The organism is Gammaproteobacteria bacterium (assembly GCA_019748175.1).
In the GTDB taxonomy this organism is placed as follows: Bacteria; Pseudomonadota; Gammaproteobacteria; order JAIEPX01; family JAIEPX01; genus JAIEPX01.
This window is the reverse complement of sequence record JAIEPX010000011.1, coordinates 111521-130292: the sequence shown is the minus strand read 5'-3', so window position 1 is coordinate 130292 and position 18772 is coordinate 111521. Positions and strand designations below refer to the sequence as shown.

Here is an 18772-nt window from a genome sequence, read left to right as displayed (position 1 = left end):
TCACATATCACCTTTCATTCAAAATAGAAAGCAACTACCTTTATAATTATGATATATATGTCATATAAATACAGTATTATTATGAGCTATATATCATATATTAGTTGACATTTTATGCGGTATATGTCATAATTATAGCAAGTAATTATACTATGAAAGGAGAGTAAGCATGAATACCCGTAACTTAGAGCGAAAGCAGCTTTCTGAGAAACTTATTAAGATGAGCAAGGCAATTAACATGCCTAGGCCAATTAAAGGATGGATAAAAGCCATTCGCACAGCTTTAGAAATGACTAGCACCCAACTTGCTAAACGATTAGGTGTCGATCAATCACAGGTCATAAAGTTAGAACAAGCAGAGGCAAGCGATACAATAACCTTAAAATCGCTGAGAAAAGTAGCAAATGCGCTAGACTGTGAATTTGTATACGCACTTGTACCAAGAACTTCTCTAGAAGTAAAATTTGAGCAACAGATTGATTTAGTTGCCAAACGTCGTTTTTCATCACTTCAGCATAACATGGAATTAGAAAAACAAGGTCTCTCTGAGAAAAGCCAAAAAAGACAACTCAAGGAATTGCGTAACATAATGCTGAAAAATCCGCCCAAAAAGTTATGGGAGGAAAAAGGTCAAAAAAAACCTCTAAAAGTATCGCATACTGTAATGTTGAAAAAACCAACTAAATAGTAATGAGAATCGGAATTTATGGAATTAGAAACCCCAGAAGGAGCCACTCCCTTAGATTATGAAGAATTAATGGAGCTCAAACCTGCCCATATCACTAAACAGAGCGAGCTTAATGAATGGGAGGCAAATAATATTTTAAGTGCAATGATATGGCTTGAAAGCACAAGAGAAGACGTACTTTCAGAAAATTTTATCAAAAAACTGCATAAAAAAATGTTTGATAAAACCTGGAAATGGGCTGGGAAATTTCGTAAATCCAATAAAAATATTGGTGTGGATTGGGAGAAAATCGGTGTACGTTTATACGACTTACTCAAAGACACTCAGATACAAATTCAACATAAAAGTTATTCTAAAGTTGAAATTGCTGTACGATTTCATCACCGGCTTGTTTTTATTCATTGTTTTCCAAATGGTAACGGCCGTCATGCAAGACTTGCTTGCGATCAATTATTAGAGAAATTAGAAGAGGAAAAATTCACATGGGGATGGGGTGGTGTTACAGATGCTAATGAGATTCGCAAGCGACATATCCAAGCACTACAAGCTGCCGATAAGGGTGATTATGGCCCACTATTGCGATTTGTACGAAGCTAAATAAAGTGATTAAGCTGGTGCTCTAATACAAAATGATATGGTCGTAAATGATAGCTCTGCCAGATCAAGGGTGAAGGTGTCAGAGCTAAGATTAATCCATTTCTGAAGAGGTCAGATCAAGTGTGGCGTATTCTACTGTCTACCTAACACAGCATATCTGGCCCTTACCATTTACATTTTTTCATTTTTTTGCAAAGTGATCCGATCAATGGATGAAATTAATCTTCGATCAGACACCTTGGTTTTAAACAAACTCCGGCGCTTCGAATTCTCCACTGCGCAAAATTCCACGCGTTGATGAGTTAACAGAGTCAATCAACAGTTGCACTTCAGGAACATCAGCGACCATGAGTTCAAGCTCAGAAACGGCTTGATTAAGGCTGTAACCTTTTCTAAATAAAATATTATACGCTCTGCGCAAACCATTGATAGCATCCGCAGTAAATCCACGTCGTTTTAATCCAACAATATTTAATCCGCAAATTTTAGGCGGATCACCGGTGACAATTACATACGCTGGTATATCTTTTCGTACCATCGATGCAGTAATAAAACTGTGCGCACCAATACTGGTATATTGATGAACGCCTACAAATCCACCGATATAGGCATAATCGGCCACTTTAACATGACCAGCAAAACCTGTGTTGTTCACGAGAAATACGTGGTTTGCAATTTGACAATCATGAGCAATATGGACATATGCCATTATAAAATTATTGTTTCCAATTCGCGTAGTGCCGTCACCCGTTACTGTGCCTCGATTAATGGTACAAAATTCACGGATGACATTATTATCGCCAATCGTCAGCCACGTTTCTTGTCCTTTATATTGCACATCCTGTGGCGCTTCACCCAGTGAATTAAAATGAAAAATGCGATTATTTTTACCGATGCGCGTGTGACCTTTTATAACAACATGTGAACCAATTTCTGTGCCTTCACCAATTTCTACATCGGGTCCAATGAGAGTCCAAGGTCCTATTTTTACATCATCAGCAATTTTTGCTGTTGGATCAACTATTGCTCTTTCATCTATCACTTTAACGTACCTCTTGCGGTCATAATTTCTGCACTACACGCCAACTCGCCGTCAACAGTTGCCGTACCTTTAAATTTCCAAAGATCACGTCTCACTTTAAGAATTTCTACCTCAAGACGTAACTGATCTCCGGGCTCCACGATTTTTTTAAATCGCGCATCATCAACTCCAGCTAAAAAGAACCAGTTCTCGTTATTTGGAAGCTGATCCAGTGTTTTATAAATCAAAATCCCTGCTGCCTGTGCTAAAGCTTCTATTTGAAGAACCCCAGGCATAACAGGAGATTGGGGAAAATGACCTGTAAAATGAGGTTCATTAACACTCACATTTTTAATGGCAATAATCGATTGATTAGGTACACAGGTGAGTACTCTATCCACTAACAAAAAAGGATATCGGTGTGGCAAAGTTGACATAATGTCATTAATTGTGATCGTGCTCATCGCTTGCTTGCTCCAATTTTTTGACTCTATTAAATAATTGATCCAATTGTCGTGTTCGAATAACTTGACGGTGCCATTGTAAACGTGGCTGCACAGGACAACCAGAAGAATAAATACCCGGCTCTGTAATTGATTGAGATACTTGAGCACCGCCTGTTAAAATAACTTGATCCGTAATTTCCACATGGTCTGCAATCGCACTGGCCCCACCAATCATGCAATGTTTACCAATTTTTGAACTACCGGCGATTCCTACACAACCTGCAATTGCAGTGTGTGTACCAATCACAACATTATGCCCAATCTGAATCTGATTATCACATTTGACACCATCTTCTAAAATCGTGTCATCCATCGCACCACGGTCTATGGTTGTATTCGCGCCTATTTCTACGTCATTTCCTAACGCTACCCCACCCAACTGGGGAATTTTTATCCAGCGCCCTTGATGATTGACTAATCCAAAACCATCCGCGCCAATTACGACACCACTATGAATTGTAACGCGATCTTTCGCTTTTACGTTAGAATATAAAGTCACATTAGGTGCTAAATGACAATACTCACCTAAACTAGAATCATCACCAATCACACTACCGTGTCCAATTCGCGTTTTTGCTCCAATTTTAACACGTTCACCAATCACGCAATGTGCACCAATACTCGCACTAGGATCAATTATGGCTGTTTCAGCTACAACTGCTGACGAATGAATTCCGGGTTTAAAATCAGAGGTTTTTACAAAAAGTGCAGCCAATTGAGCATGCGTTAAATTTGGATTATCAACAACTAGCGCATTTCCAGAATAATCCGATAAAAATTCTTTTGAAAGCACAATGGCTGAAGCCTGACTACTCGCTAGAAGTGTTTTATACGCAGGTGATAATAAAAAGGTAACTTCACCTTGCGCGGCTCGATACAGAGGAGCTATTCCTGATATTACAACGGAGCCATCACCCACTAAACGGGCATTCAGTTTTTCCGCTAATTCTGCCAGTGTAAACATTTTATCTCCAAGAAGAGTTAAGGGGTCAGACCTAAGTTTGATGTATTCTCACCGAACCCATCAAACTTAGATCTGACCCCTTGCGACCCAGAGGAATTAACTATCCAATTTCTTCATTACTTTACTGGTGATATCTAAATTATCATCCATATAAATCGCAGCTTCTTTAGCAATCACGATAGTATACTTTTCTTCTGCAGCAATTTTCTTAACTACATTTTGAATATTACCAATCATTGATTGAAGCGCTTCATTTTGTGCTGTCATCGCTTCTTGCTGCAATGTGCCTTGCTTTTGTTGCAATGCTTGCTGTTCATCGATAATTTTCTTTTGAAGTTTCTCTTTATCAGCCTTACTCATAACAGCTTCATCGCGTTTCATTTTTTCAATATCAGATTTAAAAGCGTCTGCCAATTTTTGGAGCTCAGCTTTTTTAGGATTAAAACGTTTTTCTAAATCAGCGCGCAATTTATCAGCTGGCTTTGATTTAGTCATAATTTGTTGCATATCGACTGTTGCAATACGAACATCAGCTGCTTGTGCAACACTGATTCCAGCCATTAACAAAGAGGCTGCTAAAGTTACAATTACTCTTTTCATCAAATTTTCCTCACACTAAAGTTAATAAACACCCAAAAAACTACAAACTGGTACCCACTGAAAATTGGAAAATACGTGGACGATTAAAATCACCCGTTACTTTGTTCAGAGGATAACCCACACTAAAACGCAAAGGGCCAAACGGAGACAACCACTCAAGATGAACACCCGCACTATAATGTAAGCGGCTTGGATCAAATTGAAAATCACGCTCTGCCAACACTTTCTGTGGATTGTCACAGTCTACACGTTTTAGATGAAAATGAGAATCGAACACGTTGCCCGCATCGAAGTATAGTAATGTGCGAATATGTTCACCAAACCATTCGGGCATAATCAACTCTAAACTACCCGTAGTTAATATGTTACCACCTATAGTCTCATGATTAACGTCTATTGGGCCTAGGCTATTATCATCGAATGAACGTACCGTATCCATCCCTCCCGCATAATAATTCAAGAAAAACGGTAAGGTTGAGGTCGATCCAAACCCATCACCATAACCTAATCTTGCTTTGGCATTAAATACAAAATGTGCCGGTAACGGGTGGTAATAAGAGGCATCGTAATTCACTTTATAGTACTGCAAGCTATCTTTAGCCACTGGCACACCCAAATTCAATTTCAGAGAATGTCTGAAACCTTCTGTTGGGAAAATAGCCCTATCATACGAACTATGGCTCCAACCCATACTCAACGTAAATTGGTCAAAAATATTACCTTTTTCATGAACAAATTTTTCGTAGACCGTCTGATTTTCTTTACATTTTCCATGATCAACCATTAAATCAATATTGCTATAACCCAAGCCAAATGAGAAATGATTATATTCAGAAATTGGTACACTGAAATTAACGGATCCGCCGTAACTATCCATGCGATAGTTACTAATACCCACATGCCCAGGCGTCGTTTTTTGATAATACGCTGTAAATCCAGCACCTATTCCCGAAATCGTCAAATACGGTTTATAAATATCAAAACTATAATTTTGAGAAGCATCATTTTTCTCAAAACCTAACATCACACTATTGCCTGTTCCCATGAAATTTTTATGCTTAATATTCGCACCGTATACAAAACCCACCGCATCAGAATAACCTATTTGCGCATTTGCAGAAGCAGCAGGCGCTTCAGTCACTTTATAACTCACATCCACTAAATTGGATGAGCCTGGAACTGGTTTTGTATCAACATCCACTTTTTCGAGATAACCCAAATTCGCTAATCGGCGCTTACCTTCTTTCACATTCGCTTGTGAATAAAGACTACTCTCAAATTGACGTAATTCTCGACGAATCACTTCATCTTTGGTACTGGTATTACCGTCAAAAGTCACATTTCGAACATAGACGCGTTGTCCAGGAACAATATCAAGATTAACAGAAACTTCGTGCGTTTTTTCATTAACATCAGGCTGAATATTCACTTTTGCAAAGGCAAAACCTTTATCAGCAAAATAATCTACAATTCTTTTTTGAGAGTCTATTAATTCTTTTCGAGAAAATGGCTTGCCTACATCCATTTTGATTAATTGACGTAACTGTGGAATTTCACTCGTTAACTTTGTTGAAATAGAATATGTCTTTAAAATAAAAGGCTTGCCTTCTTTAACATTGATGGTGATAAACACATCACGTTTGTCGGGTGTAATCGTAACTTGCGTTGAGGTAATTTGAAATTCTAAATACCCTCTATCCATATAATAGGATCGAAGACTTTCTAAATCGGCTGCTAATTTATCTGCAGCATAACGATCGTTGTGTGAAATAAAAGAAAATAATGAGGTTGTAGATAATTGAAAATCTTTTAGCAACGATTTGCTTGAAAAAGTTTGATTTCCCACAACTCGAATGTCTTTAATTTTTGAAACTTGGCCTTCAAAAATAGAAATGTTAATATCGACACGATTATCCTGTAGGCGCGTGATTTTTGTATGCACTTTGGCATTATAACGACCCAAATTAAAATATTGACCTTCCAACGAGTGTTGGATGTTGGTGAAAACTGATTTATCGTATGTGCGTCCTTCACCGATGCCATTTTCTTTGAGCACCTTCATCAAATCTTCTGTTTTGATTTCATGATTTCCGGTGATATTCAAGCGACTAATCACAGACCGCTCTACAACGCGAATTATCAATGTTGTGTTACTGCGCGCTAAACTAATATCTTCAAAAAATCCCGTCTTGTAAAGATCTTCAACAAGCTTACGAGTATCTCGCGGATCAACCTCTTTGCCTTCTTTGATTGTGAGATAATTCCGAACTGTTTCAGGCCGAACACGCTGTAACCCTTCAAACCGAATATGGTTAACCGTGAATGCCGAAACTGATGCCGACGAGGAACACAGCGCTGCGGCTAAAAGTGTTTTCATCAAATGCTTGGAGGTTAGCTTCATTTTCCTTTACCTTTTCTTTATTCCAGTATCAATTGCGAAACTCTCTTGATCCCGCTGCAGCAGTATACACGATGCACTGTGAGGGTCAATTGCTCCCCTTCTCGATGGTGAATGCGTCACGTCTTGCGACGAACGAGAACGAGGGCCTCGCGTCTTGGCTGTCGCAAAACAATATTAATTTCTAATCAAACAAAGATCATGGTAGATTCAAAATTATGAATCTGACGTCTAACAATATCTCTAGTAAGACGATCAGCAAGCAGCAAATCAAGGGGCACTGGCAGTTATACTTTTAAGTATCCAGATGAAACTTGTGAAAAAATCGGTGGAGAATCGGGCCAAAAATTAAACCCATGATTAAGATAAAGGCTAAACCGCTGAACAGCGCGTAACAGCCTGCGAAAATTTTGCCTGCTTCGTAATTTAACTGGCCTAATGGACCCATACCAGAGAGAATCATCGATGCGTTGGTGAAGGCGTCTATCCAAGTCATTTTTTCAAAAACATGATAACCCAACATGCCGACATACAGCGCAATAGCTATCGCAACTAAGCCACTCAGGATTCCTCGAGCTAACCGCGCGAGATAAATCGGCACTGGCGCTAACGGTTCGTGTTTCTTTTCCATGGCATTAAACTCCAAGTTGATTAATCTAAATCGACATCGTGTCGCGTATTGACCATAGCACATCTTGTTTTCAGCGTCGCGTCTTGAGTTGTTAGAGGTTTTTAAAAATCGATACTAATTTCTAATTAAATGAGGGTTTTGGCCGATTCAAAATTAGAAATTTTCCGTCTAACATGATCACGAGTAAGACGATCGATCATCAGCAAATCAGGGACACTGCTAATCGAAGCGGATGATGGCAGAACGGTCAATGCATCCTCGATTAGTTTTGGAATCGCGAGAAATGGTATATTGCCTTCTAAAAATGTGGACACTGCAACTTCGTTTGCGGCATTTAAAATTGCAGGCGCCGCCCCGCCCTTTTTAATCGCTTCAAAAGCAAATCGTAAACACGGAAATAGCTGCAAATCAGGGGTAGAAAATGTGAGTTGCCCTATTTTGCTCAAATCCAGTTTTTTAACATTCGTGGTAATTCTTTCTGGCCAACTTAGTGCACACGCTATGGGTGTTCGCATATCAGGCATACCCAATTGACTTACTTGTGAACCGTCCGCATATTCCACCAGGGAATGAATGATACTTTGAGGATGAATTAACACATCAATTTTTGAACAAGGCATGTGAAACAACCAATGAGCTTCAATAATTTCCAATCCTTTATTCATCATCGTGGCTGAATCCACGGAAATCTTAGGCCCCATATTCCAATTCGGATGAGCAATGGCTTGGGCTGGCGTAACTTGTTGGAGTTGATCGACTGAATATTCTCTAAACGGACCACCAGAAGCAGTCAAAATCAATTTTTCAACGCCTTGAGGAGTGGTTCCTGTACGATATCCAGGCGGCATAGACTGAAACAAGGCACTGTGCTCACTATCCACAGGAATTAAGGTAGCGTTCCCCTCTTCCACCGCTTGCATAAACAATTGCCCTGCCATCACGAGCGTTTCTTTATTCGCCAAACAGAGCCGTTTACCGGCTCGTGCGGCTGCAATGGTAGGTACCAATCCCGCAGCGCCGACAACTGCGGCCACAACACAATCTACCCCAGGATGCTCACTGACCCGTACCAGCCCTTCTTCGCCCCCAAGCACTTCTGTAGGAAGACCAGCAGCACGAACTTTACTGTGCAATTGTTCAGCAGCTGCACTATCTGCCATTACGGCAAAGCTGGGCTCCCAATCAAGGCATATTTTGAATAGCCCTTCAACATCTGAATTCGCACAAACGGCAAAAAGTTGATATTTATCAATATGGTTAGCGATGATATCTAAGGTGCTTTTTCCTATAGATCCAGTTGCGCCCAATAATGTGATTTTTTGCATTCGTTAGCTACTCAAACAAAAAGGCCAGTTTACCACAAATCAACACTAATCCCAGGGGGAACTACAACAACATCAAGAGTGAAAATATACTATAATCAAAGATATGAGGTGAATGGTATGCGTGTTAGAGCCAATACTGTTGCGTTTCCGGAGACACTCAAGGCGGGTAAAGCTTTACCTGAGGTGCTAGAATCGCGTCAAGAATTAATCAATGCGGTTAAGAAGACAGAGATTTATGGTAGCAAGCGAGGATTTTCATCAAAAAATCCATTATCTGACCAATTGCACAAATTGGTCAGTCTCGCAGAAAACCGATCACAATTATATGGCAAAGATCTGGATGCTACAGCCGCTAATCTCATCGAACATATGGCTCTTTTAGAATCGATAGGTAATACTTTAAATCCCACAACCGGGATGTATACAGCCAGAGGTGAGCAGACTTTAAAAAGCGAACCATCAAAAAATACCCCCACCAGCATTAACCCTGAAGATCGTGCAATATTGATAAAGTTTTTAACGAGCGAAGCTAATCTCTGCTCGCGAGAAATTGATAGAATAGAGCCTGCATTCAATGCTAGGGAAAAATCTTTCTCGAATTATGCCTCATACAAAGCGGGAATAGCTGGAATTGCAAATCAAGTAAAAACATTTGATGGAAATAAACCTGAAGTGTATCTTAAAGTAGAATATCATAGAGTCCAACAAGAAACTTATGCTCGCGCTGCGGATGATTACCACCGATCAGCTAAGTTATTTTCCGAAGCACAACTTTATGATAGTGCAATTAAAGGGCAAGAAAAACATCAGGATACTCAAACAGAATTAATTCAACGCACCGATCTCGCCATTAATGATGAACGAAATACTAGAATTACAAAATTAACTGAAGATAATACACAAAATACAAGAAAGGATGTTAGGGCTGAAGTTAGTATCATTATGGAAAAATTAGACACTCAAGAAGAACGTGAAATAGCTAAAAAAGGTAGCGGGTTAAGCGGCACGTCTTTTAGAGAGGTCAATGCAATAACTAAACGGGAGGTAAAGGAAGCAAAAACGATGGAAGAAGCCTCGGATGCCAAAATCGCAAATTACGAAAAAACTCAAAAAGAGTCACGCAAGGAGACTGCTAGTAATCTTAGAGAGGTCGATCAACAGCGTGAAAAAATAATGGAAAGTGCAACAAAATTTGTAGGCGAAAAAGATAGTACTGCCATAAAATATAAGACCCTGGTGACAAAGTCCCGCTATCAAGAAGATTGTGCTGATAAAGCCATGGCAAAAGCCGCAAAAGAAATTGAGAATGGTTATGAAGATAAAGGCTATAATTTGAATACGAATAAAGAAATGCTAAAAGCAGAAGACACCAGTATAAGAACAAGCTTATTAGAATTTAAAAAGTTAAAAGCCACTGTGACTGAATTTCAAGATAACTTAAGTTCTTTTGTCAGCAGTGTCGAGCCAATGAAAACCACTCGAGAAAGAAGCACGAGTATAAGCATAACAAAAAAACCACCTACTGACGCCGCGGCAGCACCATCACCTCATGTTGCTGCATTATTACGTGCTAGAGAAGCCAATAGGCAAGCAAACAATCCAAAGGTAGAACCTGAAAAAGAAAAAGGACAGGTAACAGTGCCTAAAGTTTCGGGCCCTAAGTAATAATTATAAAGTAGTGGCCGCTGGCGATTTAACTTCTACTATTGCTTGAGTTTCAGCAGATAACATTGGTTCGTCAACTAATGGGAATTGTTCAACAACTATGTTCCGCTTATTACCCAAAAATGCAAACCAACCATTAGATAAAATTGATATTGGAGGTTTGGCATAAAGAGAAATGTTTTTAACTCGATTAATCACTGTGCTTGCATTTTTCATTTGATCGATTAAAGTTAAACGACCATCAGGCGTTAGTTTAACATGAGTAATGGCCCCAAAAATCCCAGATTTTGAATAGTTTGGCTGGTCGATTATAGTATGTCGAGAATCAAGACGATGACATTTGATAATGTCATAACTAATAAAAGGTTTTCCTTCAACTCTTTCTACACAATAAAGTACTACATTCTCTGACAAAAGTGTCATTGAAAGAATTGGCTTTTTAGGAGTTGACTCGATCGTTTGAAGCGCAATATCACTGTCAATCTGCCAATATCGATAAGAACAATCCAATGAAGCACTAACGAAATTCTGAGCATTTATTGCTTCAATTGCCGTAATAGCATTGGTATGTTCACAAAATCTTTTAAGTAAATATCGTGAAGTATGCTCTAGATCTTCATTTCGCGTGAGATCCCAAACAATTAAAACACCGTTTGTATCACCTGTGACTATTACTTTATCTGAAAGTGCTTTCGCCGCTGTGACTTTAGCCTCATGCCCCACTAACTCACAAATACGCTCACCCTCAAATGTCAAAACATCAAGAGAATGATTTGCGTATGAGATAAGAATAGGTGCTTCAGTTGGGTTAGACTCTGTAAGCAGTTGTGCTATGAATTCTATTTTCGGCTTCTTTAATTCAATTTTAGCCTTCTTAGGTATGGGAGTTTTATGTGCCATGCGAAATCTAAGATCCTCGACTTGATAATTTGCAGTACGGAAAAACCTTGTCAATCCAGTATTAGCTGCTTCACCCCTTGTAGGCGCTTCTTGTTGACGTGTGTCCTGGCTTAGAATTGAAGGCTTCTGCATGTTTGTCACTCTTCGCAATATTGCTAAATTGAACTGTATCATACCATATAGTTGCTAGATTTGTCTAGGGATTAGTGAGGGAATCTAAGTAATTCAGAGGACAATAATTCAGTAGTCAGATCTAAAACTATCATGAATTAACTGGATCAGTTGGATAGAAATTTCTTTCTTAGAGGCTTTTTTTAGATGAACCGTATTACTTCTGGTAATGACACTGACTTGATTATCATTCGAATTGAACCCTCTATCTTTTCCAACTTCATTTGCAATGATCATATGACAATTTTTGTCCTCCAGTTTTTTATAGGCATTTTCCAAGAGATTTTGCGTTTCGGCAGCAAATCCTATGCGGATAATCTTTTGGTTATGATTAGCTACATCCTCTAATATATCAGGATTTTGGGTTAGCGTTATTGTCAGCTTATTGTTAGTTTTTTTAATTTTTGATGTGGCAATATTTTCTGCTTTGTAATCACTAATGGCGGCTGCCGAGATAAAAATATCGCAATGGGTTAGATGATCCAATACAGCGTGATGCATTTCTTCTGCAGTAACTACTTCAACTTTTTTGATGTTGTTTGAAATTGATAAATGCGTAGGACCCGAAATGAGCGTCACTTTTGCCCCAGCTGAAAATGCTGCCTCTGCGAGTGCATAGCCCATTTTTCCTGAGCTATAGTTACTGAGATACCTTACCGGGTCCAACGGTTCTTGTGTAGGGCCTGCGGTAATAACGATGTTTTTATTTTGCAGTAATTTGGGCGAAAAAAATTGAATAAGATTTTCCAGTAAGTGCTCGGGCTCTAACATTCTACCCGGACCCACTTCACCACACGCTTGGATACCTTCGCCTGGTCCCCAGATAATGAAATTGTTATTGATCAATTTGTGTATATTAGCTTGTGTAATACTATTTATATACATTTGTTGATTCATGCTGGGTGCAATGACAATAGGCGAAGTGGAGGCTAAACAAAGAGTGCTAAGTAAATCATTCGCAAAACCATGAGATAATTGCGCTATAAAATTCGCAGTGGCTGGAGCAATTAAAATAACATCTGCCCAGCGTGACAGTTCAATATGAGACATGTTTTCTACTCCGTCCCAAAGCGATTCATAGACAGGCTGATTAGAAAGCGCTAGTAACGTATGTTTCGTTACAAAATTTTTGGCGCATTGCGTTAAAACAGGTCGAACAATAGCGCCCTGTTGAGTCAGTAATCGAATGAGCTCAGGGCACTTATACGCTGCAATACCCCCTGTGATTCCCAAAAGAATTTTTTTACCACTAAGAACGTTCAAAACAAACGATCCTTATTTTTTTCAAGTGTGATTTTTAATCCGAATAAAACGAGTTCGGGAACAATCGCTGTAAAAATATTTTCTTTGTCAAATAAGTGACTAAATCCACCTGTCCCTAAAATGATAGGGGTTATACCTCCGAAGACTTCTTGTGTAACTTGATTGATGATCCCTACAATGGAGCCCAAATGACCATAATATAATCCGGATTGTATGTTGGTAATGCTTGTTTGACCGACAACCTTCTCAGGTCGGACGATATTAACCGGAGGAAGCTTTGCCGTGTTTTCAGTTAGTGCAGTCATAGAAATTTTGATTCCAGGCATAATGATGCCGCCTAAGTATTCATTTCCTTTTTTTACGATATCAAAAGTTGTCGCCGTTCCAAGATCGACTACAATAATATGGCTATCAGAAAACTGTTGCACGGCAGCTATGGAATTGGCAATACGGTCAGCTCCAAGCTCCAATGGGTTTTTGACGGAAATTTTCAATCCTGTTTTAGCACCTGCTTTCAGAAAAAAAGGTTCAATGTTAAAGTATTTAACGATAGCTGATCTGATGGAATAATCTAATGATGGAACTACCGAGCCCACTGAAACATCAATAATTTTCGAATAAACAATATTATTTTCAGTAAGGACATGTCTGAAAAAAATACCCAGTTGATCCGAAGTCGACACATTGGTACTTGGATAACGAAACTGCAATATCAGTTTATCGTTCTCAAAGACTCCACCATAAATATGAGTATTGCCCACATCTAAACATAAAATCATAATGCCTCCAAAGGAATATTATCAATTAACCGTATGCCATCCAAAGATACCGCAGCAAAACGCCTACGGTCAAAATCTTCAATATATTCAACCTCAAAGCCAGCTAAAATAAGTTGTGATGCGATTTCTTCAGGTGTTTGAGAGCCGTGAAAGAGGTGTGGCAATAATTGGGCTTTTTCAAATTGCTCGGCAGTAAATCGATTATTGCGCGAGCTTAAAGGAAGGCCATTTCTATTGCGGATCGTAGGGCAGCTTATAATTTCTGTTTCAAGAAAAAAGGCTTCTGCCATTTTTTTGACTAAAATCATTTGCTGGAAATCTTTTTCGCCAAAATACGCTCTAGTTGGGCGTATAATTAACAGCAGTTTCAAAACAATCGTTAGCATACCTTCGAAATGCCCCGGCCTACGCTTTCCTTCTAATAGAGCACTTACCTTAGACTCTGACACTTTGTAATTATAGTTATCAGGATAAATATCAGAAAAACTTGGCACAAAAAGATAATCTACTTCTACTGATTCTGCTAATTTACAATCGTCAGTTAGCGTTTTTGGGTAGCGTTTAAGATCCTCAGCATTATTGAATTGAGTGGGATTTATAAAAATACTTAAAACTGTGATGTCATTCTCTTCTTTGGATTTAACTAATAAACTCAAGTGCCCATCGTGCAGATTTCCCATGGTCGAAACAAAACCTACGGATTTATCTAAGGTTTTCCGAATTATTTGAAAATCTTTTACGGAATTAATTTTTTGCATAACAGTGCTCCGCTTCTGGATAAGTCGAAGTTTTAACCTCGTTTACATAATCATCTAGGGCAGATTGAATCATTTTAAACCCATTTAAATATCGTTTTAAATACTTAGGTTTAAAAGAATTCATACCTAACATGTCTTGCAGCACGAGAATTTGACCTGATGTATGAGGGCCAGCGCCTATGCCAATGGTTGGAATAGTCAGTGAATGAGTGATTTCGTGTGCGACATCAGCAGGCATGCATTCAAGTACCATCGCAAAACAACCAGCATTTTCTAATTGTTTAGCTTGCAGTTTAATTTTTTCAGCATGAAAATCGCTTTTACCTTGGACTTTAAACCCTCCGAGACTATGAATTGATTGCGGTGTTAAACCAATATGCCCCATCACCGGAATCCCAGAGTGAACAATATGATTGATCAATTCAAAATTTCCTTCCGCACTCTCAAGTTTAATCGCATGCGCACCGGCCCTCATTATTTTTTCTACCGAATTCATGGTTTCAGCCAAGCCTTTTCGGTAAGAACAAAATGGCATGTCTCCTACAATAAATTTGTTGGGCGCACCTTTTGCCACTGCTTCAATGTGCCTAGACATAATATTAACCGTCGCTGGTAAAGTGGTATCATGACCGTACATGACCATAGCAAGCGTGTCGCCAATAAGTATGCTATCGATTTTGCTTTTGGCGATAATTTGTGCTGACCAGTTGTCATAACAAGTTACCATTGAGATTTTTCGATTTTCGTTTTTCATTCTCTGAAAATCATAAACTTTCATAGCTTCTCCTATTTTCAAACAGAGTCACAAAGGCCTGATAAATAAAACTGAACTCATCATTTTTAAGGGCCACCAGGTGGTGGTTGATAGTGTTGATATCATTGCGAACGAGCGGTCCCGTCAAAGCGGTATTAGGAGCTTTAATGATATTTTGCATAATTTGTTTAAAATAAGGCTCGCTCACCGACTTGGGCAAGTGAAAACGCGATTCCATTTCATGGAAATATTTCTGCCACAAAATACACGTAAAATTTCCGCTGAGTACACATAGCATGTGATAATACATTTTTAATTCTGATGGAATCGTAAAAAAAGCATTGGGTAAAAACGCAAGATTATTTTCTTGTCCTAATTCGAGGAAGAAAGGAATCGTCTTATAAGTTTCAAGATCATATAATTCGTTATGAAAGCTCATCAACGGATGAGCACTTTGAATTCCTTCAATAGAAAGCACCCCCGAAAAATGAATGATCGGTTTTGTTTTTAAAAAAGAGTGTGTCTCGATAAAAGGTGTCAAGCTATCGTCCGAGATTAGCAATATCGTTAACGTAGATTGATCGAAACGTGCTTCAAGTGAGATAGGAGAGTGGGATTTGCGAGACCATTGGCAATAAACTATCTCGAGTAGAGATAAATAGTGGCAGAAATGTGTGGCCATATTGCCGTTGCCGACAATCAGCGGATAAGGTACCTGTCGCATGGATCAAGTCCTGTCGTTAAACATGTGCGAGAGTCTACTCTAGAGAAGGACTAGGGGTCAAGTCTAAGATTGTTACATTTAATGTTTACTTAAGGTGTTACGAATACAATGGAAGATTGGTAAAATTTGCGGAGAGGTTATGAATATACTCGTGGTAGAAGACAACGAAAAAGCAGCAAATTATATCTGCACTGGACTCAAAGAAAATTTTTATGTCCCGGAAGTTGCTTACAATGGTATTGATGGTTTACATCTAGCAAAAACTAAACACTTTGATTTGATTATTTTAGATGTGATGTTACCGCAGCTTGATGGTTGGGAATTTATCACACTTTTTCGCCAAACAAATTCCAAAATTCCGATTATCTTTCTTTCTGCGCGAGGAGATATCAATGATAAGATAAAAGGCTTTGAACTTGGAGGAGATGATTACCTTGCCAAACCTTTTTCATTCACAGAATTACTATTAAGAGTTCGTTCATTACTCAAACGTACACAACCAAGATCAAATGATCTTGTTCACATTGCCGATCTCACAATCGATTATAAAAAACATCAGGTTACCCGAGATAACAAACGAATTCCTCTTTCTTCAAAGGAATTCTTACTTTTACAATTGTTTGTGCAACACGCTGGAAAAGTACTATCCCGCACTTATATAGCAGAACACGTATGGGATATTAATTTTGAGTGCGATACGAACGTCATCGATGTGGCTGTAAAGAGGTTACGCGCTAAACTACGCGATGACAATAATCAATTAATACAGTCAGTGCGCGGAGTGGGTTATGTTTTCGAAGAACAATGAACTACTACAGAGTCGATCTGGGTCTATCCTTGGAAAGCTCGCTCTACTTTACGCGTTGATTACCTTTTGTTTGTTGTTTTCAATCGGTTTAATTCTTTATCCCAGTCTCTCTCAAAACATTCATCATAACATATCCATTGTGGATTATTTTATTCAGTTATGTTTTAGAAACCTTATATTTACACTCATCTTATGTGCCGTTGGATCATTGGTCCTTGGATACTACATCGCTAAAAATGGATTAAGACGATTGTTTGAATTTTCTAGTAAAATGGACAATATCACCATTCATTCACTCAACGAGAGAATAAATCTACACGAATGGCCTGCCGAGCTCCACAAGCTCGCTGACAAATATAATTTAATGCTAGATCGATTAGAAACCTCATTCATTCAGCTCTCACAATTTTCTTCAGACATTGCACACGAACTACGCTCCCCTCTCCATAATATGAGATTAACAACTGAATTTGCACTTGCCCATCATAAAACAGACCATGATTACAAGAAAATTCTTGAATCCAATCAAGAAGAGTATGAACAACTGTCAGGTTTGATTGATACTCTATTGTTTCTGGCACAATCTGACCATGGTCAAATAAACCTCAGAAAAACAACCTTCCAAACTACTGATGAAATCACTAAAGTTATTGAGTTTTACAAAGCTTTGAGCGATGAAAAAAATATTAGAGTCACCCACGAAGGCAATGCTCTACTCTACGCTGACAAAACATTATTTAGCCGCATTATCAGTAATCTTGTATCAAACTCACTAAAATATACAAAAGAAGGTGGCTTTGTTTCAATAAAAACTGAAGAACTTATCTGTAATTCGACTCAAATTTCAATTCACGATAGTGGAATTGGGATTCCTGAAGAAAATATATCCAAATTATTCGACAGATTTTATCGAGTCGATTCATCACGATCATTTGCAGTGGGTGGGCACGGCCTTGGATTAGCCATTGTACAATCTATCCTTAAATTACATCAGGGTACAATTCAAATTGAGAGCAAAATTAACACTGGGACCACTGTCACTATCGTTATTCCGAACATTCCAGGATAAATGACAACATTGTCATTTTACTGTCATCTTCTCGTCACCATCGCGCGTTTATCCTTTTCTCCTAGAGTCATTATACCAGGAGAAAATTATGCAAGCTTATCAAGATCAATTTATTCACGATTTAACACCCGAAGAAATTTTATCCTTATTAAAAGAAGATCCTTGGAAAATTCAAGATCAAACAATATCCTCGGCCATCACAAATGACAATGACCTTAAAGAGCCCAGCGATCTCTACAGCGACCTATCAGAAAATACCGCAGGACCCAATGCATTTTCCGATATTCTATTCGATAAAAAAACAAAAAAAATCCTAGACGTAGGTGGAGGAAAATTTGACCACAATCGTGATTACATGAAAATACGAAAGATCGACTTACTAGTATGGGACCCTTATGGTCGCGATACAACGCATAATAATCATGTTGAAGGGATAGTAAAAAAAGCCCCTGTTGATTCTGCGACTTCTATGTCAGTGTTAAACGTGATCCAAGAAGTTAAAGTCAGATTAAAACATATCAATACTTTAAAAGCTGCGATAAAAATAGGCGGAAAAGCCTATTTTAAAATTTGGCCTGGTGAACTACCACTCAAAGGCAGCTATTATCCCACAGGCAATCATCTTTACTACCAAGCCAATGCTTACGCCGATAGATTCTTAAGAGAAATTGAAACAATCTTTGGACCCGGTAATGTAATGTTAGATCATCGGGTACAAAATCTAATTATTGCGATAAAAAAAAATTCTATTAGTACTGATATTCAATCAATAAAAACTATTCAGAAAAAATCTATCTTAGAATCAAAACGACGTCGCACTATTCAACATTCGGCATTAAACTCACTAACCTCATCCACTCTGAAATTTGCCATTACCAAAATGAGCTTTTTCAAAACCTTCGAAGAATCATTTATTGAAGCCAATCGACATCGCGACCCCAAGATCCAACAGGCCTACGACAAAAGATTTGGATTAATCACACTAACTGCGTCGCGTCTTGTGTTGTGAGAAGTTTCCCTAAATCGAGCTTAAGATTAAATCAATTTTTCTTCGTCTAGCTCAAAGAATAGGAAGAATAGAGCTCGGGTTAAGATTACTACTTTCTTTAGCCTATGAAGGTAGCAATCTTATTACCGTACAGCAGTTTCTG

General features: G+C 38.6%; 19 protein-coding genes. 6 read left to right on the top strand and 13 right to left on the bottom strand.

Annotation, left to right across the window (positions count from 1 at the left end; translation table 11 throughout):
- The first annotated feature begins 169 nt into the window (after positions 1 to 169).
- Both K2X50_06230 and K2X50_06225 read left to right on the top strand, forming a co-directional pair.
- Entirely contained in the window at positions 170 to 688 is a 519-nt protein-coding gene (locus tag K2X50_06230) for a mobile mystery protein A (protein ID MBX9586838.1), read from the top strand.
- Positions 689 to 706: 18 nt separating this feature from the next.
- Positions 707 to 1285, top strand: a complete 579-nt coding sequence (locus tag K2X50_06225) for a mobile mystery protein B (GenBank protein MBX9586837.1) — start codon at positions 707 to 709, stop codon at positions 1283 to 1285.
- 244 nt (positions 1286 to 1529) lie between these two features.
- Here K2X50_06225 and lpxA read toward each other — a convergent pair whose 3' ends face one another.
- The 7 genes from lpxA to K2X50_06190 form a co-directional block, all read right to left on the bottom strand.
- Positions 1530 to 2327, bottom strand: coding sequence for an acyl-ACP--UDP-N-acetylglucosamine O-acyltransferase (gene lpxA, locus K2X50_06220; protein MBX9586836.1), 798 nt, complete (start codon positions 2325 to 2327; stop codon positions 1530 to 1532).
- Entirely contained in the window at positions 2324 to 2770 is a 447-nt protein-coding gene (gene fabZ / locus K2X50_06215; protein MBX9586835.1) for a 3-hydroxyacyl-ACP dehydratase FabZ, read from the bottom strand. Before fabZ ends, lpxA begins: the two co-directional genes overlap by 4 nt.
- Positions 2751 to 3776, bottom strand: a complete 1026-nt coding sequence (lpxD, locus tag K2X50_06210; GenBank protein ID MBX9586834.1) for a UDP-3-O-(3-hydroxymyristoyl)glucosamine N-acyltransferase — start codon at positions 3774 to 3776, stop codon at positions 2751 to 2753. The genes fabZ and lpxD overlap by 20 nt, the downstream gene beginning before the upstream one ends.
- A gap of 96 nt (positions 3777 to 3872) precedes the next feature.
- Positions 3873 to 4376: an OmpH family outer membrane protein gene (locus K2X50_06205; protein MBX9586833.1), complete on the bottom strand. Its 504-nt coding sequence runs from the start codon at positions 4374 to 4376 to the stop codon at positions 3873 to 3875.
- Between the two features lie 40 nt (positions 4377 to 4416).
- On the bottom strand, positions 4417 to 6777 hold the full coding sequence (gene bamA / locus K2X50_06200) for an outer membrane protein assembly factor BamA (GenBank protein MBX9586832.1): 2361 nt from the start codon (positions 6775 to 6777) through the stop codon (positions 4417 to 4419).
- A gap of 292 nt (positions 6778 to 7069) precedes the next feature.
- On the bottom strand, positions 7070 to 7405 hold the full coding sequence (locus K2X50_06195; GenBank protein MBX9586831.1) for a hypothetical protein: 336 nt from the start codon (positions 7403 to 7405) through the stop codon (positions 7070 to 7072).
- A 125-nt stretch (positions 7406 to 7530) separates the two neighbouring features.
- Positions 7531 to 8730 (bottom strand): 1-deoxy-D-xylulose-5-phosphate reductoisomerase, encoded by a 1200-nt coding sequence (locus tag K2X50_06190; GenBank protein ID MBX9586830.1) that lies wholly within the window; start codon positions 8728 to 8730, stop codon positions 7531 to 7533.
- Positions 8731 to 8847: 117 nt separating this feature from the next.
- Here K2X50_06190 and K2X50_06185 point away from each other — a divergent pair, with 117 nt between their 5' ends.
- On the top strand, positions 8848 to 10395 hold the full coding sequence (locus K2X50_06185) for a hypothetical protein (protein ID MBX9586829.1): 1548 nt from the start codon (positions 8848 to 8850) through the stop codon (positions 10393 to 10395).
- A gap of 3 nt (positions 10396 to 10398) precedes the next feature.
- On the opposite strand, the gene K2X50_06180 is transcribed toward K2X50_06185, so the two are convergent.
- The 6 genes from K2X50_06180 to K2X50_06155 form a co-directional block, all read right to left on the bottom strand.
- The gene (locus K2X50_06180; protein ID MBX9586828.1) at positions 10399 to 11427 is read right to left on the bottom strand and encodes a hypothetical protein; all 1029 of its coding nucleotides are present in this window, start codon (positions 11425 to 11427) and stop codon (positions 10399 to 10401) included.
- Between the two features lie 108 nt (positions 11428 to 11535).
- The gene (coaBC, locus tag K2X50_06175; protein MBX9586827.1) at positions 11536 to 12729 is read right to left on the bottom strand and encodes a bifunctional phosphopantothenoylcysteine decarboxylase/phosphopantothenate--cysteine ligase CoaBC; all 1194 of its coding nucleotides are present in this window, start codon (positions 12727 to 12729) and stop codon (positions 11536 to 11538) included.
- Entirely contained in the window at positions 12726 to 13508 is a 783-nt protein-coding gene (locus K2X50_06170) for a type III pantothenate kinase (GenBank protein ID MBX9586826.1), read from the bottom strand. The genes coaBC and K2X50_06170 overlap by 4 nt, the downstream gene beginning before the upstream one ends.
- The gene (gene panC / locus K2X50_06165) at positions 13505 to 14266 is read right to left on the bottom strand and encodes a pantoate--beta-alanine ligase (GenBank protein ID MBX9586825.1); all 762 of its coding nucleotides are present in this window, start codon (positions 14264 to 14266) and stop codon (positions 13505 to 13507) included. The genes K2X50_06170 and panC overlap by 4 nt, the downstream gene beginning before the upstream one ends.
- Positions 14253 to 15044: a 3-methyl-2-oxobutanoate hydroxymethyltransferase gene (gene panB / locus K2X50_06160; protein ID MBX9586824.1), complete on the bottom strand. Its 792-nt coding sequence runs from the start codon at positions 15042 to 15044 to the stop codon at positions 14253 to 14255. The genes panC and panB overlap by 14 nt, the downstream gene beginning before the upstream one ends.
- The gene (locus tag K2X50_06155) at positions 15031 to 15744 is read right to left on the bottom strand and encodes a DUF2520 domain-containing protein (protein ID MBX9586823.1); all 714 of its coding nucleotides are present in this window, start codon (positions 15742 to 15744) and stop codon (positions 15031 to 15033) included. Before K2X50_06155 ends, panB begins: the two co-directional genes overlap by 14 nt.
- 139 nt (positions 15745 to 15883) lie before the next feature.
- On the opposite strand from K2X50_06155, the gene K2X50_06150 reads away from it, so the two are divergent.
- The 3 genes from K2X50_06150 (at position 15884) to K2X50_06140 (ending at position 18630) form a co-directional block, all read left to right on the top strand.
- The gene (locus tag K2X50_06150) at positions 15884 to 16552 is read left to right on the top strand and encodes a heavy metal response regulator transcription factor (GenBank protein MBX9586822.1); all 669 of its coding nucleotides are present in this window, start codon (positions 15884 to 15886) and stop codon (positions 16550 to 16552) included.
- The gene (locus tag K2X50_06145; protein ID MBX9586821.1) at positions 16533 to 17621 is read left to right on the top strand and encodes a heavy metal sensor histidine kinase; all 1089 of its coding nucleotides are present in this window, start codon (positions 16533 to 16535) and stop codon (positions 17619 to 17621) included. The genes K2X50_06150 and K2X50_06145 overlap by 20 nt, the downstream gene beginning before the upstream one ends.
- Positions 17622 to 17709: 88 nt before the next feature.
- Positions 17710 to 18630: a hypothetical protein gene (locus K2X50_06140; protein ID MBX9586820.1), complete on the top strand. Its 921-nt coding sequence runs from the start codon at positions 17710 to 17712 to the stop codon at positions 18628 to 18630.
- The last annotated feature ends 142 nt before the right edge of the window (positions 18631 to 18772 follow it).

Excerpts from the sequence above, each read along its gene's own strand:
- panC (MBX9586825.1), bottom strand. The coding sequence starts at position 14,266 with ATGCAAAAAATTAATTCCGTAAAAGATTTTCAAATAATTCGGAAAACC.
- bamA (MBX9586832.1), bottom strand. The coding sequence starts at position 6,777 with ATGAAGCTAACCTCCAAGCATTTGATGAAAACACTTTTAGCCGCAGCG.
- panB (MBX9586824.1), bottom strand. The coding sequence starts at position 15,044 with ATGAAAGTTTATGATTTTCAGAGAATGAAAAACGAAAATCGAAAAATC.
- K2X50_06155 (MBX9586823.1), bottom strand. The coding sequence starts at position 15,744 with ATGCGACAGGTACCTTATCCGCTGATTGTCGGCAACGGCAATATGGCC.
- K2X50_06145 (MBX9586821.1), top strand. The coding sequence starts at position 16,533 with ATGTTTTCGAAGAACAATGAACTACTACAGAGTCGATCTGGGTCTATC.
- K2X50_06180 (MBX9586828.1), bottom strand. The coding sequence starts at position 11,427 with ATGCAGAAGCCTTCAATTCTAAGCCAGGACACACGTCAACAAGAAGCG.
- K2X50_06195 (MBX9586831.1), bottom strand. The coding sequence starts at position 7,405 with ATGGAAAAGAAACACGAACCGTTAGCGCCAGTGCCGATTTATCTCGCG.
- lpxD (MBX9586834.1), bottom strand. The coding sequence starts at position 3,776 with ATGTTTACACTGGCAGAATTAGCGGAAAAACTGAATGCCCGTTTAGTG.
- K2X50_06150 (MBX9586822.1), top strand. The coding sequence starts at position 15,884 with ATGAATATACTCGTGGTAGAAGACAACGAAAAAGCAGCAAATTATATC.
- K2X50_06230 (MBX9586838.1), top strand. The coding sequence starts at position 170 with ATGAATACCCGTAACTTAGAGCGAAAGCAGCTTTCTGAGAAACTTATT.
- K2X50_06205 (MBX9586833.1), bottom strand. The coding sequence starts at position 4,376 with ATGAAAAGAGTAATTGTAACTTTAGCAGCCTCTTTGTTAATGGCTGGA.
- fabZ (MBX9586835.1), bottom strand. The coding sequence starts at position 2,770 with ATGAGCACGATCACAATTAATGACATTATGTCAACTTTGCCACACCGA.
- K2X50_06190 (MBX9586830.1), bottom strand. The coding sequence starts at position 8,730 with ATGCAAAAAATCACATTATTGGGCGCAACTGGATCTATAGGAAAAAGC.
- K2X50_06170 (MBX9586826.1), bottom strand. The coding sequence starts at position 13,508 with ATGATTTTATGTTTAGATGTGGGCAATACTCATATTTATGGTGGAGTC.
- K2X50_06225 (MBX9586837.1), top strand. The coding sequence starts at position 707 with ATGGAATTAGAAACCCCAGAAGGAGCCACTCCCTTAGATTATGAAGAA.
- K2X50_06185 (MBX9586829.1), top strand. The coding sequence starts at position 8,848 with ATGCGTGTTAGAGCCAATACTGTTGCGTTTCCGGAGACACTCAAGGCG.
- K2X50_06140 (MBX9586820.1), top strand. The coding sequence starts at position 17,710 with ATGCAAGCTTATCAAGATCAATTTATTCACGATTTAACACCCGAAGAA.